20 protein-coding genes and 1 riboswitch are annotated in these 23361 nt (G+C 71.1%); of the genes, 13 read left to right on the forward strand and 7 right to left on the reverse strand.

Annotated elements, in window-relative coordinates; translation table 11 throughout:
- Positions 1–234 precede the first annotated feature (234 nt).
- Positions 235–1962, forward strand: coding sequence for an ABC transporter ATP-binding protein (locus KE274_RS06925; RefSeq protein WP_211542182.1), 1728 nt, complete (start codon positions 235–237; stop codon positions 1960–1962).
- Positions 1959–4220: an ABC transporter ATP-binding protein gene (locus KE274_RS06930; RefSeq protein ID WP_211542184.1), complete on the forward strand. Its 2262-nt coding sequence runs from the start codon at positions 1959–1961 to the stop codon at positions 4218–4220. Before KE274_RS06925 ends, KE274_RS06930 begins: the two co-directional genes overlap by 4 nt.
- Positions 4221–4393: 173 nt before the next feature.
- Here KE274_RS06930 and KE274_RS16645 read toward each other — a convergent pair whose 3' ends face one another.
- Positions 4394–6277: a D-alanyl-D-alanine carboxypeptidase gene (locus tag KE274_RS16645; protein WP_307872163.1), complete on the reverse strand. Its 1884-nt coding sequence runs from the start codon at positions 6275–6277 to the stop codon at positions 4394–4396.
- A gap of 80 nt (positions 6278–6357) precedes the next feature.
- Positions 6358–6469, forward strand: a riboswitch (TPP riboswitch).
- Here KE274_RS16645 and KE274_RS06940 point away from each other — a divergent pair.
- The 5 genes from KE274_RS06940 (at position 6460) to KE274_RS06960 (ending at position 12309) form a co-directional block, all read left to right on the forward strand.
- Positions 6460–7104 carry an ECF transporter S component gene (locus KE274_RS06940; protein WP_211542186.1) on the forward strand — a complete coding sequence of 215 codons (645 nt, stop codon included), beginning with the start codon at positions 6460–6462 and terminating at the stop codon, positions 7102–7104. (Overlaps the previous riboswitch by 10 nt.)
- A complete protein-coding gene (locus KE274_RS06945; RefSeq protein ID WP_211542188.1) occupies positions 7104–8561 on the forward strand; it encodes an ABC transporter ATP-binding protein in 1458 nt (485 codons plus the stop codon). The genes KE274_RS06940 and KE274_RS06945 overlap by 1 nt, the downstream gene beginning before the upstream one ends.
- Positions 8558–9349: an energy-coupling factor transporter transmembrane component T family protein gene (locus KE274_RS06950; protein WP_211542190.1), complete on the forward strand. Its 792-nt coding sequence runs from the start codon at positions 8558–8560 to the stop codon at positions 9347–9349. The genes KE274_RS06945 and KE274_RS06950 overlap by 4 nt, the downstream gene beginning before the upstream one ends.
- Positions 9350–9446: 97 nt before the next feature.
- Positions 9447–10817: a glutamate decarboxylase gene (locus KE274_RS06955; RefSeq protein ID WP_211542192.1), complete on the forward strand. Its 1371-nt coding sequence runs from the start codon at positions 9447–9449 to the stop codon at positions 10815–10817.
- 10 nt (positions 10818–10827) lie between these two features.
- The gene (locus KE274_RS06960; RefSeq protein ID WP_249186125.1) at positions 10828–12309 is read left to right on the forward strand and encodes an amino acid permease; all 1482 of its coding nucleotides are present in this window, start codon (positions 10828–10830) and stop codon (positions 12307–12309) included.
- A 22-nt stretch (positions 12310–12331) separates the two neighbouring features.
- Here KE274_RS06960 and KE274_RS06965 read toward each other — a convergent pair whose 3' ends face one another.
- Positions 12332–13264, reverse strand: a complete 933-nt coding sequence (locus KE274_RS06965) for a helix-turn-helix domain-containing protein (protein WP_211542194.1) — start codon at positions 13262–13264, stop codon at positions 12332–12334.
- 99 nt (positions 13265–13363) lie between these two features.
- On the reverse strand, positions 13364–14098 hold the full coding sequence (locus KE274_RS06970) for an aminoglycoside 3'-phosphotransferase (protein WP_211542196.1): 735 nt from the start codon (positions 14096–14098) through the stop codon (positions 13364–13366).
- A 162-nt stretch (positions 14099–14260) separates the two neighbouring features.
- On the opposite strand from KE274_RS06970, the gene KE274_RS06975 reads away from it, so the two are divergent.
- Positions 14261–15019: an SDR family NAD(P)-dependent oxidoreductase gene (locus KE274_RS06975; RefSeq protein WP_211542198.1), complete on the forward strand. Its 759-nt coding sequence runs from the start codon at positions 14261–14263 to the stop codon at positions 15017–15019.
- Between the two features lie 22 nt (positions 15020–15041).
- Complete coding sequence (locus KE274_RS06980; RefSeq protein ID WP_211542200.1) at positions 15042–15872, forward strand: SDR family oxidoreductase; 831 nt, start codon at positions 15042–15044, stop codon at positions 15870–15872.
- Between the two features lie 21 nt (positions 15873–15893).
- Here the strand turns inward: KE274_RS06980 and KE274_RS06985 are convergent, their stop codons facing one another.
- The 4 genes from KE274_RS06985 to KE274_RS07000 form a co-directional block, all read right to left on the reverse strand.
- The gene (locus tag KE274_RS06985; RefSeq protein ID WP_211542202.1) at positions 15894–16640 is read right to left on the reverse strand and encodes a sulfite exporter TauE/SafE family protein; all 747 of its coding nucleotides are present in this window, start codon (positions 16638–16640) and stop codon (positions 15894–15896) included.
- Complete coding sequence (locus tag KE274_RS06990) at positions 16640–17356, reverse strand: ankyrin repeat domain-containing protein (RefSeq protein ID WP_439957711.1); 717 nt, start codon at positions 17354–17356, stop codon at positions 16640–16642. The genes KE274_RS06985 and KE274_RS06990 overlap by 1 nt, the downstream gene beginning before the upstream one ends.
- 44 nt (positions 17357–17400) lie before the next feature.
- On the reverse strand, positions 17401–18039 hold the full coding sequence (locus KE274_RS06995) for a bifunctional 4-hydroxy-2-oxoglutarate aldolase/2-dehydro-3-deoxy-phosphogluconate aldolase (RefSeq protein ID WP_211542205.1): 639 nt from the start codon (positions 18037–18039) through the stop codon (positions 17401–17403).
- A gap of 64 nt (positions 18040–18103) precedes the next feature.
- Positions 18104–18865, reverse strand: coding sequence for a GntR family transcriptional regulator (locus KE274_RS07000; RefSeq protein WP_211542207.1), 762 nt, complete (start codon positions 18863–18865; stop codon positions 18104–18106).
- Between the two features lie 174 nt (positions 18866–19039).
- Here KE274_RS07000 and KE274_RS07005 point away from each other — a divergent pair, with 174 nt between their 5' ends.
- The 4 genes from KE274_RS07005 (at position 19040) to KE274_RS07020 (ending at position 23361) form a co-directional block, all read left to right on the forward strand.
- Complete coding sequence (locus tag KE274_RS07005; RefSeq protein ID WP_211542209.1) at positions 19040–19741, forward strand: MgtC/SapB family protein; 702 nt, start codon at positions 19040–19042, stop codon at positions 19739–19741.
- A gap of 72 nt (positions 19742–19813) precedes the next feature.
- A complete protein-coding gene (locus tag KE274_RS07010; RefSeq protein ID WP_211542211.1) occupies positions 19814–20722 on the forward strand; it encodes a sugar phosphate isomerase/epimerase family protein in 909 nt (302 codons plus the stop codon).
- Positions 20719–21888: a Gfo/Idh/MocA family protein gene (locus tag KE274_RS07015; protein WP_211542213.1), complete on the forward strand. Its 1170-nt coding sequence runs from the start codon at positions 20719–20721 to the stop codon at positions 21886–21888. Before KE274_RS07010 ends, KE274_RS07015 begins: the two co-directional genes overlap by 4 nt.
- Before the next feature lie 63 nt (positions 21889–21951).
- Positions 21952–23361 carry a sugar ABC transporter substrate-binding protein gene (locus KE274_RS07020; protein WP_211542215.1) on the forward strand — a complete coding sequence of 470 codons (1410 nt, stop codon included), beginning with the start codon at positions 21952–21954 and terminating at the stop codon, positions 23359–23361.

The following is a 23361-nucleotide window of genomic DNA, read 5'->3' on the forward strand; positions in this document are numbered from 1 at the left end:
TCAGTCCGTCCGCGCCGCATGGGCGGGCGGACAGTGTCGAAGGGGTGGGTCGTCTTTCTCGCCCCGGTGCAGAAAAGGGCTGATCGCGCCGCAAGTGGTTCGCTGTGAGCGAAGGTCCGCCCTCAGGGGGATACGAATGTCCGCGCTTCGTGGCACTCTGGCTTGTGGCCGATCGTCGGTCGGCGTCCGTCTGCCGGGAGATCCGCCGCCTCCTCCTTCCTAGAAAGTCCGCCTGTGCTGGGAAAAATCCTCTTCCGCTATCTCTCTCGATATAAGTGGCTCCTCGTGGCCGTGCTGGTCTTCCAGTTCGCCAGCGCGGCTGCCACGCTCTACCTGCCCCGCCTCAACGCCGACATCATCGACAAGGGCGTCGCGCAGGGCGACACCGGCTACATCTGGCGCACCGGCCTGTTCATGCTCGCCGTCTCGCTCGGTCAGATCGTCGCCTCGGTGATCGCGACCTTCTTCGCCGCGCGAGCAGCCATGGGCGCCGGACGCGACATCCGCGCCGACGTCTTCGGCAAGGTCAGCGGCTTCTCCGAGCGCGAGGTCTCGCAGTTCGGTGCCGGCTCGCTCATCACCCGCAACACCAACGACGTGCAGCAAGTGCAGATGCTGGCGATGATGGGCGCGACCATGCTCGTCACGGCCCCGCTGCTCGCGATCGGCGGCATCATCTTCGCGGTGCAGACCAACGCGGGGCTCAGCTGGCTCATCGCCGTGTCGGTTCCGGTGCTCCTGCTCCTGGCCGCGCTCGTGATCGGCCGCATGGTGCCGCTCTTCCGCAGCTACCAGGGCAAGCTCGACAACGTCAACCGCATCATGCGCGAGCAGCTCACCGGGGTGCGCGTCGTCCGCGCCTTCGTGCGAGAGCGCATCGAGGAGGAGCGCTTCCGCGGCGCCAACACCGACATCATGGTCGTCGGGCGCAAGGTCGGCTCACTGTTCGTGCTGCTGTTCCCGCTGTTCATGCTCATCCTCAACGTGACGGTGGTGGCCGTCATCTGGTTCGGCGGCATCGAGGTCAACAACGGCACGGTGCAGGTGGGCACGCTGTTCGCCTTCATGCAGTACATCGGCCAGATCATGGGCGGCGTCATCATGGCCAGCTTCATGGCGATGATGATCCCGCGCGCCGCGGTCTCCGCCGAGCGCATCGGCGAGGTGCTCAACACCGAGTCGACCATGACGCGTCCCGCGAACGGCGTCACCGAGTTCCCGACCCCGGGTGCGGTCGCCTTCGACGACGTGGCGTTCACGTACCCGGGTGCCGACGCTCCGGTCCTCACCGGCATCAGCTTCGCCGCGCAGCCGGGCGAGACGGTCGCGATCGTCGGCTCGACCGGGGCGGGCAAGACCACGCTGGTCTCGCTCATCCCGCGCCTGTTCGACGTGTCCGCCGGGTCGGTGCACGTGGGCGGAACCGACGTGCGTGAAGCCGATGTGGAAGCGCTGTGGGACAGCATCGGCCTCGTCCCGCAGCGGCCGTTCCTCTTTACCGGCACCGTCGCGTCGAACCTGCGCTACGGCCGGGAAGACGCGACCGACGAAGAGCTGTGGCACGCGCTCGAGATCGCCCAAGGGCGCGACTTCGTGGAGGAGATGCCCGACGGCCTCGAGTCCCGCATCGCTCAGGGCGGCACGAACGTGTCGGGCGGGCAGCGCCAGCGCCTCGCGATCGCACGGGCCATCGTGCATCAGCCGAAGGTGCTCGTGTTCGACGACTCCTTCTCGGCGCTCGACCTCACCACGGACGCGCGACTGCGACAGGCGCTGTGGCGCGAGCTGCCGCACGTCACCAAGATCGTCGTCGCGCAGCGCGTCTCCACCATCACCGACGCCGACCGCATCGTGGTGCTCGAGGGCGGCACGATGGTGGGCGTCGGCACGCACGAGGAGCTGCTGGAGACCAGCGACACCTACCGAGAGATCGTCGAGTCGCAGCTGGGGGTGGACGCATGAGCGCGCAGAACGACAAGCGCACCGCCACGCCGAAGCGCGGACGCGGCAAGGGTCCGGTGCAGACGGAGGAACGGGAGCTCACGCCCGAGGAGCAGTACGAGGCGGAGCTCGCCGAGCAGGCGCGGCAGAACGGCGGCGGCTGGGACAGCGTCGCACCGGGCAAGGCCGACAACTTCGGCCCGAGCTTCGCCCGCATGATCGGACTGCTCAAGCCGTCGGCCGTGTGGTTCGTGTTCGTGTCGATCCTCGGTGCCATCGGCGTCGTGCTGACCGTCGCGGCTCCCAAGGTGCTGGCCGAGGCGACGAACATCGTCTACCGCGGCTTCATCTCGATCCAGCTCGGCCAGCCGAACGGCGACTTCCCCGGGTTCCCGGCCGGGACGCCGCAGGACGTGGTTGTCGACGCCCTGCGCGGCGCGGGCCAGGACGACTTCGCCAATCAGGTGGGCGCCCTCGGCGACTTCCGGGTCGGCGACGGCATCGACTTCGACGCCCTGCGCTGGGTCATCGCCGCGGTGCTCGCGATCTACGTGGTCGCCGCGTTCCTCAGCTGGCTGCAGGGCTACGTGATCAACGTCATCATGGTGCGCACCATGTGGCGGCTGCGCGAGGCCGTCGAAGCGAAGATCAACCGGCTGCCGCTGTCGTACTTCGACAAGGTGCAGCGCGGCGAGCTGATCTCCCGCGTCACGAACGACATCGACAACATCACGCAGACCATGCAGCAGTCGCTCTCCGGAGCGCTGACCGCCGTGCTCACGGTGATCGGCGTGCTCGTGATGATGTTCTCCATCTCGTGGCAGCTCGCCCTGGTGGCGCTGGTGGCGCTGCCGCTCATGGGCGTCATCTTCGGGGTGATCGGTCCGCGCTCGCAGAAGGCCTTCGGCACGCAGTGGCGCAAGGTCGGCCGCCTCAACGCCCGCGTCGAGGAAGCATTCTCCGGGCACGCGCTCGTGAAGGTGTTCGGTCGCGAGCAGGACGCGCTCGACAAGTTCAAGGCCGAGAACGAGGAGCTGTTTCAGGCGAGCTTCAAGGCGCAGTTCCTCTCGGGCATCATCATGCCGGCCATGACCTTCGTCGGCAGCCTCACCTACGTCGGCATCGCGGTGCTCGGCGGTCTCATGGTCGCGAACGGTCAGCTGCGCCTCGGTGACGTGCAGGCGTTCATCCAGTACTCGCAGCAGTTCACGCAGCCGCTGTCGGAGCTCGGTGGCATGGCCGCGGTCGTGCAGTCGGGTACGGCTTCGGCCGAGCGGGTGTTCGACCTGCTCGACGCCGACGAGCAGGAGCCCGACGAGACGGATGCTCCGCGGCTCGGCGAGGGCAAGGGCGTGATCGAGTTCGAGAACGTGTCCTTCTCCTACACGCCGGAGCGGCCGCTGATCACCGATCTATCGTTCCGGGTGGAGCCGGGGCAGACCGTCGCGATCGTCGGCCCCACGGGCGCGGGAAAGACCACGCTGGTCAACCTGATCATGCGGTTCTACGAGCTCAGCGGCGGGCGCATCACGCTCGACGGGCAGGACATCTCGCAGATCACCCGCGACGACCTCCGCTCGCGCACGGGCATGGTGCTGCAGGACCCGTGGCTGTTCGCGGGAAGCATCCGCGAGAACATCCGGTACGGCCGCTCGACGGCGACCGACGACGAGGTGCTCGCCGCCGCGAAGGCGACCTACGTCGACCGGTTCGTGCATGCTCTCCCCGAGGGGTACGACACCGTGCTCGACGAGGATGCGTCCAACGTCTCGGCCGGTGAGCGGCAGCTCATCACCATCGCGCGCGCGTTCGTCGCACAGCCGTCGATCCTCATCCTGGATGAGGCCACGTCGGCGGTCGACACCCGCACCGAGCTGCTGCTGCAGCACGCGATGGCCGCGCTCCGGGAGGGGCGCACGTCGTTCGTGATCGCGCACCGCCTGTCCACCATCCGCGACGCCGACCTCATCCTCGTGATGGAACACGGCGACATCGTCGAGAAGGGCACGCACGACGAGCTCATCGCGGCGCAGGGTGCGTACTGGCGGCTCTACCAGTCGCAGTTCGAGCAGGCCGCCACCGACCTCGACGCGGAAGACGCCCTCACGGGTTCCACGCCCGTCGTCGTCACCGGCGAAGCTGCCGACGAGAGCGCGCGGGAGCAGGCCGACGACGCGATCGCCGGTGCCTCGGTCGGAGCGAACGTCCCCGCCGCGGAGACGGCGGCCGCCCGGGCGCTGCTCGACGACGGTGCCGACGGCGCAGAGCCTCGCGCCTGACGTCCTGCACGACACGACGCCCCGCTCTGGAACCTCGGAGCGGGGCGTCGTCGTGTCACGCGGTGGACGTGGGGTGCCGTCGTGGTGCGAGGAGGGCTCGACCCTGCCCCACGGTGAGCGCGGGGCGCCGTTGCGGTGCGAGGAGGGATCGGCCGTGCCCGACGGCGTGCGGCTCAGTCCCGGTCGACGGTGATGCCGAGCAGGTCGAGCGGGTGGGTCAGGCGCCACCACGGGCTCGGGCCCTCCACGTCCTCACGCAGCACCAGCGCCGTGTCCTCGCTGTCGATCGGCCCCGTCGTCGTCAGCGTGCCCACGCGGTCGTCGGCCGTGCGGCGGTCGCCGAGGTCGAACGCGGCCGTCGCCGTCGCGGCGGCACCGTTCCACAGCACGACGTCCGCATCCTCCGCAGTCACCACGTCCACCTCCTCGCCCCACATCGTGGTCACCCGACCGACCACCGTGCCTGCGGCCACCGCCGGGTCCTCCGTCTGCAGTTCCGCCTCCGCCTGACTGAACAGTGCCCGCGTGGCCGCCAACCGCGACTCGTCGTCCGCCTGATCCAGCACGGCAGCGAAAAGGCGCACCGTGGTGTCACCGACCTCCACGTCCTTCGCCGTCAGCAGGTTCCACCCCACGAGCGTCCCGGTCTTGATCCCCACGACACCCGGATCGGCCAGCATGCCGTTCGTGTTCACCACCGTGCCCGCTCCGGGCAGGTCGACCGACGTCGTGCCGACGATCTCCGCGAACACCGGGTTGCGCATCGCCAGCTCGCCGAGCGCGATCAGGGCCTCCGGCGTCGCGACGTTGCGCTCATCGAACCCCGACGGCGTCACCACCGTGATCCCCGTCAGACCGCGGTCACGCAACCACACCTCGGCCGCCCGGGCGAACTCGGCGTTCGATCCCCAGATCTCCGACGCGAGGCGATCGATGTAGTTGTTCGCCGAACCGAGCAGTGTGCCCTGCAGCAGCTGATACTCCGTGAGCACCCCGTTCACCGGCACGTCGAGCGCCGACTGATCCTGCCGACGGTAGTCCCAGTAGCGCACGCTGTCGCTGCGGGTGAAACGGAACTCCGGCCCCTGCTCGCCCAGCGCGAGCGGCATCCGATCCAGCACCATCAGACTGCTGACGACCTTCGTGATGCTCGCGATGCTCACCGCGTCCGGGATCGACGCTGACGTCGTCATCCCCGCGATGCCCACCGCGGCGCTTCCCTCCGCCGGCCACGTCAGCTCGGCGGCCGTCGCCGGGGTCGTCTCGAACTCGACCGCCTGCACGGTCGGCGACACCTCGTGCAGCGGCCACAGCAGCGTCGTACCCGCATAGGCGGCGACGAGCCCGGCCAGCACCCCGAGCGGGACGAGCAGGCCGGGACGGGCGATCGCCGGGCGCAGTCGCGCGCCACGGAACAGTCCCTCGGCCGACTCGGTCTCCGGCGCGGCATCCAGCGAGACGACCGGGGGGTGCGCGGCGACCTCCGCCGGGTCGACCCACGTGAGCGCGGTCGCGGGTGCCGCCTCGTTCGCCCACTGCGCCGTGCCCCCCGACAGCAGGGCCACGGCCGCGTCGTCCTCCTCGTCGGGAGCGGCCTCGGGTACGGAGGTGCTCGCGCGGAACGGCGGCTTCGTCAGCGGCGGCGTCGGCTCGGTCGGGGCCGGGGCGGGCGCTGCCGGGGTCATGGTGACGGAGGCGGCGACGGCGTCCCCGGCGGAATCGGAGCCGATCGCGGTGCCGGTCGCGGAGTCGTAGACCGCGGGGGCATCGGCATCGGTCGCGGGGGCATCGGTGGCGGCGTCGGTCTCGGAACCCGCGGTGCGTCCCGGTCGCGCGCGGTCGGCGAACAGCGCACCGAGCCCGGACGTCGAGACGGCCGAGGCCGCCGGAACCGTCGCGGACGTGCGCGCGTCGTCGTCAGAGGTCGTCGGATCGGTCGACCTCCGCACACGCGAGCGCAGCGCGAACGTCGGATTGTCGTCTGTGGGGGCAGCAGTCGGAGCGGGGCCGTTGCCGCCGATGCCCGTCGCCTCGCCGGCGGGATCGGATGCGGTCACCCGCTTACGGTATCGAATCCGGGCGGAAATCCGCCGCGCCAGGGCCGCGACGCCGCATCCGGTGAAGCGAGTAGGATCGTCAGCACAACCACGGGAGTCCGGCGAGCCGGGCTGAGAGGGAGCGAATCGCGCTTCGACCGTCGAACCTGATCTGGGTCATGCCAGCGCAGGGAGGAGTTCACATGAGTACGTCCACGTCCGCATCCGCATCCGCGAAGACCTCGACGGCAGCCGCGCCTCGCAGCTATTTGCGCTGGCGCATCGTCGACATCGTCGTCGCCAGCGTCCTCGGAGTCGCCGCCGGGCTGATCTTCCTCGCCTGGAACGTCGGCTACCTCGGCCCCAAGGCGCTCCTCGAACCGCTGCTGCCCGGACTGCAGGGCCTCCTCGACGGGCCGTGGCTGTTCGCCGGGGTGCTCGGCGGCCTCATCATCCGCAAGGCCGGTGCCGCGATCTACGTCGAACTCCTCGCCGCCGTGGTCTCGGCCCTCATCGGCAACCAGTGGGGCGGGTTCCTCACCCTCGAGGCCGGGCTCGTGCAGGGCCTGGGCGCCGAGCTCGTGTTCCTGCTGTTCTTCTACCGGCGCTGGTCGCTCCCGGTCGCGATCCTCGCCGGCGCGGGCGCCGCGCTCGCCGGCGGCATCAACAACCTCGTGCTCTGGTACGCCGGCTCCGGCCCCGCGTTCACCACGATCTACCTGATCAGCACGATCGTGTCCGGCGCGGTCATCGCGGGTGCACTGTCGTGGGTGCTCGCCAGGGGCATCGCGGCGACCGGCGCACTCGACCGCTTCGGCTCCGGCCGCGAGGCGCGCGTCCGCGTCTGATGGAGGCCGAACCGGCCACCCCCGCCGCCGTCGAGGCGCGCGGCTGGGGGTGGCGACACGCGAGTCGCCTGGCCTGGGCCCTGCGCGACGTCACGTTCCGCATCGAGCCCGGTGAGCGCGTGCTCGTGCTCGGCGCGTCCGGCGCGGGCAAGTCGACGCTGCTGCACGGCCTCGCCGGCGTGCTCGGCGGCGAGGAGGAGGGTGAGAGCGAGGGCGACCTGCTCGTCGACGGCGCACCGGCCACCGCCACCCGAGGTCGTGCGGGCCTGGTGCTGCAAGACCCCGACTCGCAGGTGATCCTCGCGCGCGTGGGCGACGACGTGGCCTTCGCGTGCGAGAACCTCGGCATCCCGCGCCCCGAGATCTGGCCGCGCGTCACCGCCGCCCTCGAGGCCGTGGGGCTCGACGTGCCGCTCGACCACCCCACCAAGGCGCTGTCGGGCGGGCAGAAGCAGCGCCTCGCGCTCGCCGGCCTCCTGGCCATGCGCCCCGGACTGCTGCTGCTCGACGAGCCCACCGCCAACCTCGACCCGCACGGGGTGGCGGAGGTGCGCGACGCCGTGTCGCGCCTGCTCGACGCGCGACCGGCCACCCTTGTCGTGGTGGAGCACCGGCTCGACGTGTGGCTGCCGCTCATGACCCGCGTGATCGTGATCGGTGAGGGCGGCGTGGTCGCCGACGGCCGCCCGGACCAGGTGCTCGGCGCCCAGGGGGCCAGGCTCGCGGCCGACGGCGTGTGGGTGCCCGGCCGTCCGCCCGCGTTCCCGCCCCCGCCGCGCACCGCCCCCGGCGACGTGCTGCTCTCGGCGCGGGGACTCGCGGTCGCGCGCGTGAAGGGCCGCCCGGTCGCCACGGGCATCGACCTCGACGTGCACGCGGGGGAGGCGGTCGCGGTCACCGGGCCCAACGGCGCGGGCAAGTCGACGCTCGGGCTCACGCTCGCCGGACTCCTGCCGCCCGCGGCCGGGGGAGTGACGGCGGCACCCGAACTCGCGGGCGGCGTCGACCCCGCGCCCATCCGCTGGAGCTCGCGCGACCTGCTCACCCGCATCGGCATGGTGTTCCAGGAGCCCGAGCATCAGCTGCTCGCGAAGACCGTGCGCGACGAGCTCGCGGTCGGCCCGCGTGCGCTCGGGCTGTCGGAGGACGAGATTACCGCCCGGACCGACGAGCTCCTCACGCGACTGCGCCTGGACCGTCTCGCGGCCGCGAACCCGTACACGCTCTCCGGCGGGGAGAAGCGCCGCCTCACGGTCGCGGCCGCGATCGCCACGCGCCCCCGGGTGCTCGTGCTCGACGAACCCACGTTCGGACAGGACTCCCGCACGTGGTCGGAGCTGGTCGCGCTGCTCGCGGCGCTGCGCGACGAAGGATCGGCCGTGGTCGCGATCACGCACGACCTCGACGTGGCCAGGGCCCTGCACGCCACGCGCTTCGATCTGGGCGGTGCACCGTGACCCTGCTCGACACCCGGGCCCGCACGGGCACGGTGGCGCGCCTCAACCCGGTCGCCAAGCTCGGCGTGAGCGCCCTCATCGCGGTGCCGCTGATCCTCACGCTCGACGCGGTGTCGGCCGCGGTGGCCCTGGCGCTCGAGTTCGTGCTGTTCCTGTTCGCCGGTATCGGGTGGCGCGAGTTCTGGGTGCGCACGTGGCCGGTGTGGCTTGCGGCGCCGCTCACCGGCCTCACGATCGCCCTGTACGGCGAGACCTCCGGCACCGTGTACGTCGACTGGTTCGTGCTGCGCATCAGCGAGGGCTCACTCGCCCTGGCGCTGGCGACCATGCTGCGCGTGCTGGCGATCGCGTTGCCGTCCGTCGTGCTGTTCGTGACCGTCGACCCCACCGACCTCGCCGACGGCCTCGGGCAGATCCTGCGTCTTCCCGCCCGGTTCGTGCTGGGCGCGCTCGCCGGGCTGCGCATGGTCGGGCTGTTCCTGGACGACTGGCGGGCGCTCGAGCTGGCGCGGCGGGCGCGCGGGGTGGCCGACCGGGGGCGCCTGCGCCGGTTCCTCGGGATGGCGTTCGCGCTGCTGGTGCTGTCGATCCGCCGCGGGGCCAAGCTCGCCACGGCGATGGAGGCGCGCGGATTCGGTGCGCCCGGCCGCCGCACGTGGGCGCGCCCCTCGCGATTCGGGGTCGGGGAATGGGTGCTGCTCGCGGTCGGCGCCGCGATCTCGGGCCTCGCGATCACGGCGGCGCTGCTCGCCGGCACGTGGAACTTCATCCTCGGTCCTGGCGGCTGACGCCTCACCCGGTTCACGGTAGAGGCCGCAGATACGTCAACGACCCGTGGTTACCGTGGCGGCAGGAGTGAAGCCGCCCCCTGCGAAAGGAACCACGATGAGCACCGCATCCGCCGACGGCCAGCCGATCTTCACCCGGCCGGGAGAAGCCACGGTCGCCCCGCGGCACGTCATCCCCGACGCCGAGTCGCTTCCGGAGACCGCGAAGCAGATCGTCGAGGACGAGACGATCCTCGACGGCAACGCCCGCCTCAACCTCGCCACGTTCGTCAGCACCTGGATGGACGACGAGGCCAAACAGGTGTACGAGGCGTCGTTCGACAAGAACATGATCGACAAGGACGAGTACCCGCAGACCGCCGCGATCGAGGACAACTGCTGGCACATGCTCGCCAACCTGTGGAACGCGCCGGACGCATCGCGCAGCATCGGCACATCCACGATCGGCTCCTCCGAGGCGTGCATGCTGGGCGGCCTCGCGTTCAAGCGCCGCTGGCAGCAGGCCCGTCGCGCCGCCGGGAAGGACGCCTCGGCGCCGAACCTGGTGATGTCGAGCGCGGTGCAGGTGTGCTGGGAGAAGTTCTGCAACTACTTCGACGTGGAGCCGCGCTTCGTGCCCATCAGCGAGGAGCACAAGACGCTCGACGGTCACGACCTGGAGAAGTACGTCGACGAGAACACGATCGGGGTCGTGGCGATCATGGGCGTCACCTACACCGGCATGTACGAGCCGGTGGCGCAGATCGCCGCGGCACTCGACCGGATCCAGCAGGAGACCGGCCTGGACATCCCGATCCACGTCGACGGCGCCTCCGGGGCGATGATCGCGCCGTTCCTGCAGCCCGACCTCGAGTGGGACTTCCGCCTGGAACGGGTGCACTCGATCAGCACGTCCGGCCACAAGTACGGGCTCGTGTACCCGGGGCTCGGCTGGGTGGTGTGGCGCGAGGCGCAGTGGCTGCCCGAGGATCTGGTGTTCAAGGTCAGCTACCTCGGTGGGGAGATGCCCACGTTCGCGCTCAACTTCTCTCGCCCGGGCGCGCAGGTGCTGCTGCAGTACTACCTGTTCCTCCGGCTCGGGTTCGAGGGGTACCGGGCCGTGCAGCAGGCCTCGCAGGACGTGGCGACGTACCTGTCGGCGGGCATCGCGAAGCTCGACGCCTTCGAGCTGTGGAACGACGGCAGCGACATCCCCGTGTTCGCCTGGCGGCTCAAGGACGGCCACACCGACAAGTGGACCCTCTACGACCTTCAGGATCGGCTGCGCATGCGCGGGTGGCTCGTGCCCGCGTACCCCATGCCCGCCGATCTCGAGCAGCTCACGGTGCAGCGCATCGTGGTGCGCAACGGCCTGAGCATGGACCTGGCCGCGGAACTGCTGGACGCGATCACGGCCGAGGTCGCGCACCTCGACGCGCTGACCGCGCCCATGCCCGGCGACCACCCCGACTCGGCGTTCCACCACTGAGGGGGCGGCGATGTCTGCGCACAACGCCGAATCGGCCCCGCGCCCCGCGGTCACCCCCGTGACTCGCGTCTCCCGGCCCGCCGTCGCCGTGCTGGGCGTGGGGCAGCTCGCCCTGCTGACCCTGGTCGTCGTGGCGAGCCTGCGCTCCCTCCCGGCCATGGCGATCTACGGCCTCGGGAGCATCACGCTCTACCTCATTCCGGCGATCCTGTTCCTGGTGCCGACGGCGCTGGTCGCCGCCGAGCTCGCCACGGGCTGGAAGGGCGGCGTCTACGTGTGGGTGCGCGAGGCCCTGGGCAACCGCTGGGGGTTCACCGCCGTGTGGCTGCAGTGGATCCAGAACGTGGTGTGGTTCCCCACCCAGCTGGCCTTCGTGGCCGGGGCGCTCGCGTTCGTGTTCCTCGATCCGTCCCTGTCGAGCTCCGGCTTCTTCACCGCGGTCGTGATCATCGTCTGCTACTGGGGTGCCACCCTGGTGACCCTCCGCGGCGGCGACCTGTTCGCCAAGCTCGGCTCGTGGGGCGGCATCCTCGGCACGCTGCTGCCGGCCGTGCTGCTGATCGTGTTCGGCGCGGTGTGGGTGTTCAGCGGGGAGAAGAGTCAGGTTCCGCTCGAGCCCTCTGCCGTGATCCCGCCGTTCACCGGGCTGGCGTCGATCGTGCTGATCGTGTCGAACGTGCTCGCCTACGCGGGGATGGAGGTGAACGCGGTGCACGTGAACCAGATGAAGGACCCCGGACGTGGCTACCCCCGCTCGGTGTTCCTCGCGGCGGCGCTGATCCTGCTGGTGTTCATCCTGCCGACACTCGCGATCGCGGTGGCCGTGCCGCAGAAGGAACTCGGCCTCACCAACGGCATCATGCTCGCGTTCGGCGAGTACTTCGACCACTGGAGCATGGGCTGGGCCACTGCGGTCGTCTCGGCCCTGATCGCCGCGGGCGCCCTCGCGTCGGTCGTGACCTGGGTGGCCGGTCCGTCGAAGGGCGTGCTGGCGGCGGCCGAGACCGGCCTGCTGCCGCCCCTGCTGCAGAAGCGGAACAGGGCGGGCGTGCAGTCGGGCATCCTGATGCTGCAGGGCACGATCGTGACGGTGCTCGCCGCGATCTTCCTCGTCGTCCCGAACGTGAGTGCGGCGTTCGTCGCGCTGATCGACATGGCCGCGGCGCTGTACCTGATCATGTACATGCTGATGTTCGCGTCGGCGCTGGTGCTGCGGCGGAAGGCACCGGACGTGAAGCGGGCATACCGCGTGAAGGCCCTCCCGCTGGTCGCCGGTGTCGGCTTCCTCGCGTGCCTGGCCGCGTTCCTGCTGGCGTTCATCCCGCCGGACGGCTTCACCGCGTTCCCGCCCGCCGCGTATCCGTGGATCGTCGGCGCGGTGATCGTGGTGCTCGGGGCGCCGCCGCTGGTGTTCTACGCGGTGCGACGACCCTCGTGGGACCGTCGCCCGGCCGACGGCAGTCTTCCCAGCGACGCGCATCCCGAGGCGTGAGCCTCGCCGCCGGCCCGCGCCCTCACAGGGGGAGCGGGTCGGCGCCGTCGTCGCGGTCGCTGTGCCCCCAGCGCAGTGCGATCAGGCCGGGCGGGAAGGGGGCGCGCACGGTCGTCGCGGAGCGCTGGCGCGGCGGCAGCGGCACGGTCTGCTCTTCGCCGTCGATCACCGTCACCTCCTCGATCCATGCGGGCGGGCGGCGCGCGCCGGTGAAGTCGACGTGCAGCAGCAGCTCGGGGGTGCGGTACAGGCTGGCGAAGGTCAGCACCCGGTCGCGCGGATAAGGCAGCGGGTAGCGCACCGTGAACTCGATGAGCGCGGCGTGCCGGTGCTCCGGGGGTTCGTCGACCGCGAGCAGCATGCCGAAGGCCACGTGCGAGGGGTGCTCGTGGTGCTGCACCACGCGGCACCCGGTGCGTGCGTCGAGTTGCGGCCGCACGTCTGTCGGGCGGCTCGGGAGGTCGATGTAGGGGAGCAACGGGGCGCGCCCGGCGGGCGGTCGGATGATCGCGCGGTAGTGGATGGCGTCGACGCGGCCGTGGTCGTCGGTGGTGCACACCGCGTGCAGGGAGTGCGTGTTGAACGAGGCGGCGGGGTCGACCCCGAGCGCCCGGAACGTGTCGAGGATCGGACCCTCGCGGGTCCAGTCCTCGCACGGTGTGCGGGGCTTCGGCGTGCGTCCGGCCCGGCGGCTGTGACCGATGCGGCGCTGGAGCGCACCGGGCTCGAGCAGCAGCAGCGCCTCCAGGTCGTCCACGGCGGCGAGAGAGCTCGGACCTTCCGGCTGCCGGGTTCCGCTCTGCCAGCAGCTGAGCGTGGCGATCGAGACGGGGTTCCCGTGGTGGCGGAGCCGTTCGCTCAACTGTGCGAGCGATGTGCCGCGGGCGGCGATGGCTTCCCGCAGCGCTTCGGCGAACCCGATGGCGGGGGCGGTGGGCGACGGATCGAGAGGCATGGGGGCTCCGGAGGAGGGGACGTCCCTCTCATCAGACCAAAGCAGACATCAGATGTCCAGAGTCTCCCTTGTCGATCGGCCGCAGGCCCGGAGGTTGGCTCAGGTGGCGTTCCACAGGTCGCGGTAGTACGCGAGGCGCTCACGGTCGGGCTCGAGGCCGTACGCCTCGATCAGCGCGTCCTCCCATCCGGGGCCGAAGTTCCACTCGGTGCTCATGGAGGCCACGGCCACGTCGGCCCAGCGGTCGGCGACGCCGAGTTGCGCGAGGTCGACGTGGGCGACCCAGCGACCGTCCTTCCCTACCAGGGTGTTCGGCACGCAGGCGTCGCCGTGGCTCACCACCAGGAGGTCGACCGGTGGCGGAGTGCGCAGCGACGCGGGCACCACGATGCCGCGACGCTCGGCGTTGGCGATGCGCTCCGGCACGCTCCACTCCCACGGGCACTCGGCCACCGGCAGCGCATCGTGCATCGCCCGCAGCCCCTCGCCCACCGCACGCACCGCGGTCTCCGGCTCGGCCGTCCACCGCGGGTCGACGGCGCTCAGTCCATCGATGCCTGCCGTGACCAGCCACTCGTGGGTCTCGTCCTCTCCGCTGTCGAGCACGGTCGGCACGGGGATCCACTGCGAGGCCCACCGCAGGCGTTCGGCTTCGTCGCGCATCGAGGACTCGAGGATCCGCGGCCCCCACTTGATGTAGAACGGCTCGCCGACCCCGGTCGCACGGAACGTGAGACCGCCGTCGTCGTTGCGCCACACGCACGTGAGGTCGGCGCCGCGCGACAGGGCGGTCACGCGCGCGGGCACGGCGACGGACTCGGTGGGGATGGTCATACGTCCATCCTGGCGGAGCGCGGGGGCCTGGGCGCCGTGTCGTAGGCTCGCATGCGACGCGGCTGCCGGACGGCGTCCTGGTTCCCGATGGAACCAGGAACCACGTAGGCTGAGACTGCGTACCAGGCATGTCGCACGACGACGTTCGAAGGAGAACCTCAGATGCAGATCAGCGGACAGGGCGCCCTCATCACCGGAGGGGCCTCCGGTCTCGGGCTCGCCACTGCGCGCCGCCTCGCCGCGGCCGGAGCCCACGTCACGATCATCGACCTTCCCACCTCGGCCGGCGCCGAGATCGCGGAGGAACTGGGCGGCATCTTCGTGCCGGCCGACGTCACGAGCGTCGACGAGGTCGCGGCCGCGGTCGCCGCCGCCCAGGCCGCCGCCCCGTTGCGCGTCGTGATCAACTGCGCGGGTATCGCCCCGCCCGCCAAGGTGCTCGACCGTGACGGCAACCCGGCCGTGCTCGCCGACTTCGAGCGCATCGTGCGGATCAACCTCGTCGGAACCTTCAACGTCATCTCGCAGGCCGCGGCCGTGATCGCGAAGAACGAGCTGCACGACGAGGAGCGCGGCGTGATCGTCAACACCGCGAGCGTGGCCGCGTTCGACGGGCAGATCGGCCAGCCCGCGTACTCCGCCTCGAAGGGGGGCGTGCACGCGATGACCCTGCCGATCGCGCGCGAGCTCGCCCGCCACGGCATCCGGGTCTGCACCATCGCCCCCGGCATCATGGAGACCCCGATGCTGATGGGGCTGCCGCAGGAGGCGCAGGACTCGCTCGGCCAGCAGGTGCCGTTCCCCGCCCGCCTCGGTCGCCCCGACGAGTACGCCGCCCTCGTGCAGCAGATCGTCGAGAACGGCTACCTCAACGGCGAGACCATCCGCCTCGACGGCGCCATCCGCATGGCCCCGCGCTGACCCCCGCCCCGAAGGAGAACCCATGTCACTCGCCGGCAAGACCATCCTGATGTCGGGCGGCAGCCGCGGCATCGGCCTCGCGATCGCCCTGCGCGCCGCCGCCGACGGCGCCAACATCGCCATGCTCGCCAAGACCGACACCCCGCACCCCAAGCTCGAGGGCACCGTGCACACCGCCGCCGAGCAGATCAGGGCCGCGGGCGGGCAGGCGCTCCCGATCGTGGGCGACGTGCGCCAGGACGACGACATCACCGAAGCGGTCATGAAGACGCAGGGCGAGTTCGGCGGCATCGACGTCGTCATCAACAACGCCAGCGTGATCGACCTGTCGCGCTCGCTCGACCTTCCCGCCAAGAAGTACGACCTGATGCAGGACGTCAACGTGCGCGGGACCTTCCTGCTGTCGCGGGCGGCCGTGCCCATCCTCAAGGACGCGGAGAACCCGCACATCCTGTCGCTGTCGCCGCCGCTCAACCCGACCCCGAAGTGGCTCGGGGCGCACACCGGCTACACGCTCGCCAAGTTCGGCATGACGATGGTGACGTTGGGGCTCGCGGCCGAGTTCGCGTCCGACGGCATCGCCGCCAACACGCTCTGGCCCCGCACGACCATCGCGACCGCGGCGGTGCAGAACCTCCTCGGCGGCGACAGGGTGATGGCGGCGAGTCGCACGGCCGACATCTACGCGGACGCCGCCTACGCGGTGCTCAACCAGCCGGCCGCCACCTACACCGGGCAGTCGCTCATCGTGGAGGACGTGCTGGAAGCGGAGGGCGTGACCGACTTCTCGCGCTACGCCGCGGTGCCCGGCACCCCGGACAGTGCGCTGTTCCCCGACATCTTCCTCGACTGAACCGCGAACGCGGCGTGCGCCTCAGATCAGCAGGTACAGCGCGCCGAGGATCGTCAGTGCGATCACGATGCGGTCGAACAGGCGCTGGTTCAGCCGGCGCGCCACTCGCAACCCCAGCAGGGCACCCAGCACGACCAGCGGCGCGAGCAGCGCGTCCGTCAGCAGCACGGGCCCGGTGAACAGTCCGATGCCGGCGAGGAACGGCACCTTGATCACGTTGATGATGGCGAAGAACCAGGCCGAGGTGCCGAGGAAGACCTGCACGGGCGTGCGCGTCGCCAGGAAGTACATCGACATGACCGGTCCGCCGGCGTTCGCGACCATGGTGGTGAAGCCGCCCAGGGTGCCGTAGGCCCCGGCGAGCACGAGGCCGCCGCGCGCGGTGACCGTCGTCTCGGCGCGCGACTGCCGCCACCGCCGCCACAGCGTGACCGCGATCATCAGCAGCAGGATCACGCCGATCGCCCGCCGCACCACCTCGTCGCCCGTGAGCGCGAGGAACGCGAAGCCCAGCAGCAGCCCGGCGATCACGGCCGGCGCGAGGCGCAGCAGGGTGGGCCAGTGCGCGTGGCGGCGGTAGGCGAGGAGCGCGAACACGTCGCCCACCATGAGCAGCAGCAGCGTGGCCGCGGTCGAGGTGCGAGCGGGGAGCACGGCGGCGAACAGGGCGATCGCGAGGATGCTGCCGCCCGGCAGCGCGGTCTTGGAGATGCCGATCACGACCGCCGCCAGGCCGAGCGCCGCCCAGGCCCAGGGGTCGAGCGGCATCACCGGCGCAGCTCGTCCGCGATCGCGCGGTAGCCGCGGGCGGTCGCGAGGTCGACCGGCAGCACGCCGTCGCCGTCGCGGATGCCGGGGTCGGCACCGCCGTCGAGCAGTGCGCGCACCACGGCGACGTAGCGCGCGGAGCCGTCGCCGAGCACGATCGCCTCGTGCAGCGCCGTCCACCCCAGGTTGTTCACGTGGTCGGGGTCGACCCCGGCGTCGAGCAGGATGCGCACAGTGTCGAGCAGCCCGCGCTCGGACGCCGGGATGAGGGCCGTTCCGCCGAACCGGTTCGTGCTGGTGAGGTCGGCGCCGTTGTCGAGCGTCAGCCGCAGGATCTCGTCGTGACCGCGGGCCCCGGCGTACAGGTAGGCCGAGTCCTGGATGTCGTCCTTGGCGTTCACGTCGGCGCCCGCGGCGATCAGGGCCGTGGCGGCCTCGACGTGGTTCGCCTTGGTGGCCGCGACCAGGGCGGTCATGCCGCCGTCGCCCCTGGCCTCGATGTCGGCACCGGCGTCGAGGGCAGCCCGCACGGCGGCGGCGTCACCGCGGGCGGCAGCGTCGAGCAGGGCGCCGGTGGCGTCGAGCGGGGCGGGAGTGGCAGGGGTCATCGGGGCCTCCGTGGTCGGTGCGGTCGGGTGCGCGGCGGTGATGCCCGTGCACGCCGAGGTGAGCAGCGCGACCCCCGCGAGGCCGGCCGAGAGTGCGACCCGTCGCATCCGCATACCTCTGGTATACCAAAGCCGCGGACGGGTGCGGTCGATCAGCCCCGGACGGCGGAGAGCGCCGCGGCGAAACGGGCGGCGCGCTGCTCGAGGTCGGCCCAGTCGGACGCGGCGATCGACGCGCCGTTCGCGAGGTCTCCGCCCGCGCCGACGGCGACCGCGCCCGCGGCGTACCAGTCGGCGAGATTGTCGGGCTTGACGCCGCCGGTCGGCATGAGCGGTGCGTCGGGGAACGGGCCGCGGAGGGCGCCGAGGTACGCGGGGCCGCCGAGCGTGGCCGGGAAGATCTTCACCACGTCGACGCCGAGGTCGAGCGCACCCATGACCTCGGTGGGCGTGAGGGCGCCGGTCATCACGACGCGACCGGTGTCGAGCATCGCGCGGGTGAGGTCGGGGAGGGTGCCGGGGCTCACCAGGAACTCGGCTCCGGCGTCGGCCGCCTGCGCCGCCTGCTCCGGGGTCGTGACGGTGCCGGCGCCGACGTAGGCCGCATCACCGTGGCGCGCGATGAGCTCGCGGATCACGGCGGGGGCGTCCGGCGTGGAGTACGTGACCTCGATGCCGGTCACACCGCCGCGGATGATCGCCTCCGATGCCTCCAGCGCGAGCTCGGGGGAGGGGGCGCGCAGAACGGCGAGGACACCGGTGGCGCGGGCGCGGGCGAGACGGTCGGACATGGCGCTCCTTGATCGAGGGGATGCGTCCATTCTTCCGCACCGCAACTTGTCATTACAAGTTGCGCTACTTCGCGACGAGCGTGGTCTCGAAGCTGTACAGGTCCGGCCGGTAGCAGTGGTGTCCGAACTCGATCGCGGCGCCCGACTGGTCGAACGAGATGCGCTCCATCGTGAGCACGGGGCCGCCGGCCTCGATCTCCAGCAGCTCGGGTTCGTCGTCCTCCGCGCGACGGGCGCCGATCTTCTGTTTGGCAATGCGGATCGCGACCCCCCTGGCGCGCAGCACCTGGTAGAGCCCCCGCGACTCGAGCTGCTCGGTGGAGATGTCGGCCAGGTCTCGCGGCAGATAGTTCTCCAGGACGGCCACGGCGACGCCGTCGGTGCTCCGCCGCCGCCGTAGATGCAGCACCTCCGTGCCCGGCTCGAGCCCGAGCGCGGCCGCGACGTCGTCGGTCGCGGGGATCACCTCATGCGTGAGCACCTGTGTGCCGGGCTCATGGTTCGCGCTCTGGAGGTCTTCGTACAGGCTGGTCAGCTCGACCTGCCGGGTGACCGAGCCCTGCACGACCTGGGTGCCGATGCCGCGGCGGCGGACGAGCAGGCCCTTGTCGACGAGTTCCTGGATGGCGCGGCGGATCGTGGGCCGGGAGAGGCCGAGCTGCTCGGCGATCGAGACCTCGTTCTCCAGCCGCGCTCCCGCGGGGATCGCGCCCGACTGGATCGCGCTCTGGAGCCGCGTGGACACCTGGAAGTAGAGCGGGACGGGGCCCGTGCGGTCGATATCCGCGAAGAGTTCGTGGGGCCACGGGGTGACGACATCGGCCATGGATGCCTCCGCTCTGTGTCAGGGGAGTCACATTGTAGCGACAATCATACGATCCACTCCAGACGGGGCTCACCCGCAGTATTCCGCGGGCGGGGCGGGGTCGTGGTGAGAGGTCGCGGCGGCGGGGCCCGTCGGATGCTTAAAGTGCTATTGTGCTGACATGACGGGAGCAGCGTGAGCTTCGGGTGGGATCCCCACCTGCTCGTCGAGCTCGGGCTCCTCGGGCTGGCGTTCGTGCTGTCGCTGGCCGTGGGCGTCGAGCGCTCCCGGAAACAGAAGAACGCAGGGCTCCGGACGCACGTGCTCGTGGGTCTCGGCTCGGCGATCTTCACGCTCATCTCGGCCTACGGGTTCGAGGGTGTGCTGGGTCCGGAGGTGGCCGTCGATCCCTCCCGCATCGCCGCTCAGGTCGTGTCGGGCATCGGGTTCCTCGGCGCAGGAGTGATCTTCGTGCGCAACAACGCCGTGTCCGGTCTCACCTCGGCCGCGACCATCTGGGTGGTGGCGGCGATCGGCATGGCCTGCGGCGCGAACATGCCGCTGCTCGCGATCGCCGGAACCGCACTGCACCTGCTCACGGTGGGGCCGCTGTCGCGACTGCGCGACCGCGTGCGCCCCGAGCCGGAGCGCCTGCGCGTGACCCTGCAGTACGAAGCCGAACGGGGCGCGCTGCGCGAGGTTCTCGCGGCGGCCGAGCGCCGGGGGTTGCCTGCCACGCTGCTGGGCGCCGCGCGGATCCACGGCGAGGCGGACATGCGCGCGACGCTCGAGTTCGCCGAGGCCGAGCCGGCGTCGCGCTCCGAGCTGATCGACGCCATCGCGCGCCTCGACGGGGTCCGCTCCGTTGTGGTGCAGGGCTTCTCCGAGGACGATTGATGCATATGTCATGACCTGCTAACATTCGAAACGGACCTGGGTCCGAACCGTTCAATGGAGAAAGGAAAACGCGTGATCCGCATCGCGAACGCGCCGGTGAGCTACGGAGTCTTCGAACTCGCTCGACCGGACCTCGTGGCCCTCCCCGACGGGGAGCAGCTCGCCCGCTGGATCAGCGACGCCGGATACCAGGGCATCGACCTCGGACCCCTCGGACTCCTCGGCCTCGATGCCGAGCTCGACGACCGCCTCACCCGCCACGGCCTCGACCTCGCGGGCGGCTGGGTCGACCTGCCGCTCACTGCCGACGACGACGAGTTCGCCGCCGCGATCACCGCCCTCGACCGGACCCTCGACGTGTTCGTCACGGCGGCCGAGCGCGGACAGGTCCTCGCGCCGCTGCCCACGCTCGCCGACGCCGGCAGCCCCGCGCGCAAGGCGCACCCCGGCGGAGCCCCCGAGCTCACGCTGCGCGGCGCCGCGTGGGAGCGCTTCGCCGAGCGGGTCAACGTCGCCGCTGCCCGCGTGCGCGACCGCGGCCTCGAGCCCACGTTCCACCACCACGCCTGCACCCACGTCGAGACGCCGGAGGAGATCGACGCGCTCCTGGCCTCGACCGACGTCGACCTCACGTTCGACTCCGGTCACCTGCTGATCGGCGGCGGCGATCCGCTGCCCGACTTCCGGCGGTGGCGCGACCGCATCAACCACCTGCACCTGAAAGACGCCCGCACGGCCCTGCTCCGCGATGCGCTTGCGGCCGACGACCCCATGCGATCGGTGTGGGAGAAGCGCGTGTTCGTCCCGCTCGGCCAGGGCGACCTCGAGGTCGACGCGCTGCTCGACGAGATCGTCGCGAGCGACTACAGCGGCTGGCTGATCGTGGAGCAGGACGTGGTGCCGCGCTCGGCCGCCGACGTCGAGCGTGCCGTGACCGACCAGGCCGCCAACCGCGAGGCCCTGCGGCGGTGGTTCGCATGAGCGCCGCCGTGACCAGGGTCGCCGTGATCGGCCTCGGAGCCATCAGCCAGAGCGTGCACCTCCCGCTGCTGCGCCGCAATGCCGAGGACTTCGCGATCGCCGCGCTCGTCGACCTGTCCGCCGCGCGCACGGCCGACATGGGCGCCCGCTACGGGGTGCCCGCCGCGCAGCAGTTCACCTCGGTCGATCAGCTCGTCGCCGCCACCGCCGCCGGGGAGCTCGAGGTGGACGCCGCGATCCTCGCCACCACGGGCTCGCACGCGGGTGACACCCTGCGGCTCGTCCGGGCCGGGATCCGCGTGCTCGCCGAGAAGCCGCTCGCCTACTCGCTCGCCGAACTCGACGAGCTCACCGCCCACGGACGCGAGGCCGGCATCGACCTGCGCGACTGGGTGCGCGTCGGCTACATGAAGGAGTACGACACCGCGTCGCTGCGCGCCAAGGAACTGCTCGCCGACGTGACCCTGCGCGCGATCGACGTGCAGGTCATGCATCCTCTCGACGGCTCCCAGCTCGCGTACGCGCGCCTCGCCGCCCCCACCGGCGACGTGCCCCGCGAGACCATCGAGCCCCTGCTCGCCGCGACCTCCGCGATCGTCGACGGCGCCGTGGGGGCCGACCTCCCCGGCGACCTCCGCACGCTGTACACCAACGTCGTGCTCGGGTCGATCGTGCACGACGTCGGGCTGCTGCGCTCGCTCGTCGGCGGACTCGGCGAGGTGGCGTTCGCCCAGCACTGGGGCCCGAAGATGCCGGGCTCCGTGCACGTCCGCGGCACGCTCGCCCGCGACGAGACCCCGTGGACCGTCGACTGGCACTACATCGACGGCTACCCCGACTACCAGGAGACCGTCACCTTCCACCACGAGACCGGATCCATCGAGCTGGTCTTCGGCGTGCCGTACGTGACCAACCTCCCCACCATCCTCCGCGTGACCGAGAGTCACCCGGAGCTCGGCATCCGCGTGAGCGAATCGCGGTGGATGCAACAGGAAGCATTCGAGAACGAGCTGTACGCGCTCGCGGCCCTCGTCCGCGGCGAACGCCCAGACGGGGCGAGCGTCGAGGAGTCGGTCGCCGACGTGCGCGTCGGGCAGCGGATCATCCGCGCGCTCGCGCTCTCGAAGGGCCACGCGCTCGACCAGGGCGCCGAAGCCGCGCAGTAGCCATCCCGCAACACCCGAATCCGAGCGCCACCGCTCGGCGATCAACGACAAGAAAGGTCGGAAATGGTCACGCAAGGAAAGCGCCGCCTGCTCGCGGCGTTCGCCCTCACCACCGTCGGTGCGGTCGTGCTGGCCGGCTGCTCCGGAGGATCGGAGCCCGAGGCCGAGGAGTCGACGGGCCCCGTCACCCTGACCCTCACCACCAACTCCATCACCGGAGGGAAAAACGCCGCCGAGGCCGACTGGATCGCGGACTGGGTCGTCCCCGAGTTCGAGAAGGCCATGGAAGAGGAGGGCAAGGACGTCACCGTCGAGTTCCAGCCCCAGGGCGTCGACGACGAGGACTACAAGACCAAGATCGCGCTCGACCTGCAGTCCGGCAAGGGTGCCGACATCATCGGCATGGACGGCATCTGGGTCGGCGAGTTCGCGGAGGCCGGCTACATCAAGCCGCTCGCCGAAGTGGGCGGCGACGCCGTGGACGACTGGGACGGCTGGGGCCAGATCCCCGACGCCGTGCAGAGCGCGCTGTCGTTCGACGGCGACCGCTACGGCGTGCCCCAGGGCGCGGACGGCCGGGTGCTCTACTACAACAAGGACCTGTTCGCGCAGGCCGGACTCGACGAGAACTGGGCGCCGGAGAGCTGGGACGACATCCTCGACGCGGCGAAGGACCTCAAGAAGCTCGACGGCGTGACGCCCATCCAGCTCAACGCGGGCACCGCGATGGGTGAGGCCACGACCATGCAGGGTCTGCTGCCGATGCTGGTCGGCACGGGCGAGCAGGTGTACGAGGACGGCAAGTGGATCGGCGCCACCGACGGCATGCAGGAGGTGCTCGACCTCTACAAGACGATCTACGTCGACGAGGGCCTCGGCGACCCCGTGCTGCAGCAGGAGGCCTCCGGCCGCGACACGTCGTTCCAGCTGTTCGCCGAGGGGAAGATCGGCATCCTCCTGGAGGGCGACTACTTCTGGCGCTCCGTGATCAACCCGGCGGAGGGCGTGGGCACCGCGCCCATGGCCAACCGCGACGAGGTCGTCGGCTACGCCAAGATCCCCGCGGTCGAACCGGGCGAGGGCATCAAGGGGCAGGACTTCGTGTCGATGTCCGGCGGCACCGGCCGCGTGCTCAACCCCAACTCGAAGCACGCCGAGCTGGCGTGGGAGTTGCTCGCGTTCATGAACTCGCCCGAGGCGTACGAGGCCCGTGCAGCCGGCACGCTGTCGATCTCGCCCCGCAACGACGTGAACGAGAAGCTGCTGTCGTCCGACCCGATGCTGACCTTCGTGAGCGAGGAAGTGCTGCCCATCACGGCCTACCGGCCCGGTCTCGCCGCGTACCCGCAGGTGTCGGTGCTGCTGCAGCAGGCCACGCTCGACGTCGCCACCGGAACCTCGGTCGACGATGCGCTGAAGACCTACGTCCGTGGTCTCGAAGGCGTCGTGGGACCGGACGCGATCTCCGAGTGA

The organism is Microbacterium paraoxydans, from assembly GCF_018224615.1.
GTDB classification, from domain to species: domain Bacteria; phylum Actinomycetota; class Actinomycetes; order Actinomycetales; family Microbacteriaceae; genus Microbacterium; species Microbacterium paraoxydans_B.

Excerpts from the sequence above, each read along its gene's own strand:
- KE274_RS06930 (WP_211542184.1), top strand. The coding sequence starts at position 1,959 with ATGAGCGCGCAGAACGACAAGCGCACCGCCACGCCGAAGCGCGGACGC.
- KE274_RS06940 (WP_211542186.1), top strand. The coding sequence starts at position 6,460 with ATGAGTACGTCCACGTCCGCATCCGCATCCGCGAAGACCTCGACGGCA.
- KE274_RS06945 (WP_211542188.1), top strand. The coding sequence starts at position 7,104 with ATGGAGGCCGAACCGGCCACCCCCGCCGCCGTCGAGGCGCGCGGCTGG.
- KE274_RS06955 (WP_211542192.1), top strand. The coding sequence starts at position 9,447 with ATGAGCACCGCATCCGCCGACGGCCAGCCGATCTTCACCCGGCCGGGA.
- KE274_RS06960 (WP_249186125.1), top strand. The coding sequence starts at position 10,828 with ATGTCTGCGCACAACGCCGAATCGGCCCCGCGCCCCGCGGTCACCCCC.
- KE274_RS06965 (WP_211542194.1), bottom strand. The coding sequence starts at position 13,264 with ATGCCTCTCGATCCGTCGCCCACCGCCCCCGCCATCGGGTTCGCCGAA.
- KE274_RS06970 (WP_211542196.1), bottom strand. The coding sequence starts at position 14,098 with ATGACCATCCCCACCGAGTCCGTCGCCGTGCCCGCGCGCGTGACCGCC.
- KE274_RS06975 (WP_211542198.1), top strand. The coding sequence starts at position 14,261 with ATGCAGATCAGCGGACAGGGCGCCCTCATCACCGGAGGGGCCTCCGGT.
- KE274_RS06980 (WP_211542200.1), top strand. The coding sequence starts at position 15,042 with ATGTCACTCGCCGGCAAGACCATCCTGATGTCGGGCGGCAGCCGCGGC.
- KE274_RS06985 (WP_211542202.1), bottom strand. The coding sequence starts at position 16,640 with ATGCCGCTCGACCCCTGGGCCTGGGCGGCGCTCGGCCTGGCGGCGGTC.
- KE274_RS06990 (WP_439957711.1), bottom strand. The coding sequence starts at position 17,356 with ATGCGACGGGTCGCACTCTCGGCCGGCCTCGCGGGGGTCGCGCTGCTC.
- KE274_RS06995 (WP_211542205.1), bottom strand. The coding sequence starts at position 18,039 with ATGTCCGACCGTCTCGCCCGCGCCCGCGCCACCGGTGTCCTCGCCGTT.
- KE274_RS07000 (WP_211542207.1), bottom strand. The coding sequence starts at position 18,865 with ATGGCCGATGTCGTCACCCCGTGGCCCCACGAACTCTTCGCGGATATC.
- KE274_RS07015 (WP_211542213.1), top strand. The coding sequence starts at position 20,719 with ATGAGCGCCGCCGTGACCAGGGTCGCCGTGATCGGCCTCGGAGCCATC.
- KE274_RS07020 (WP_211542215.1), top strand. The coding sequence starts at position 21,952 with ATGGTCACGCAAGGAAAGCGCCGCCTGCTCGCGGCGTTCGCCCTCACC.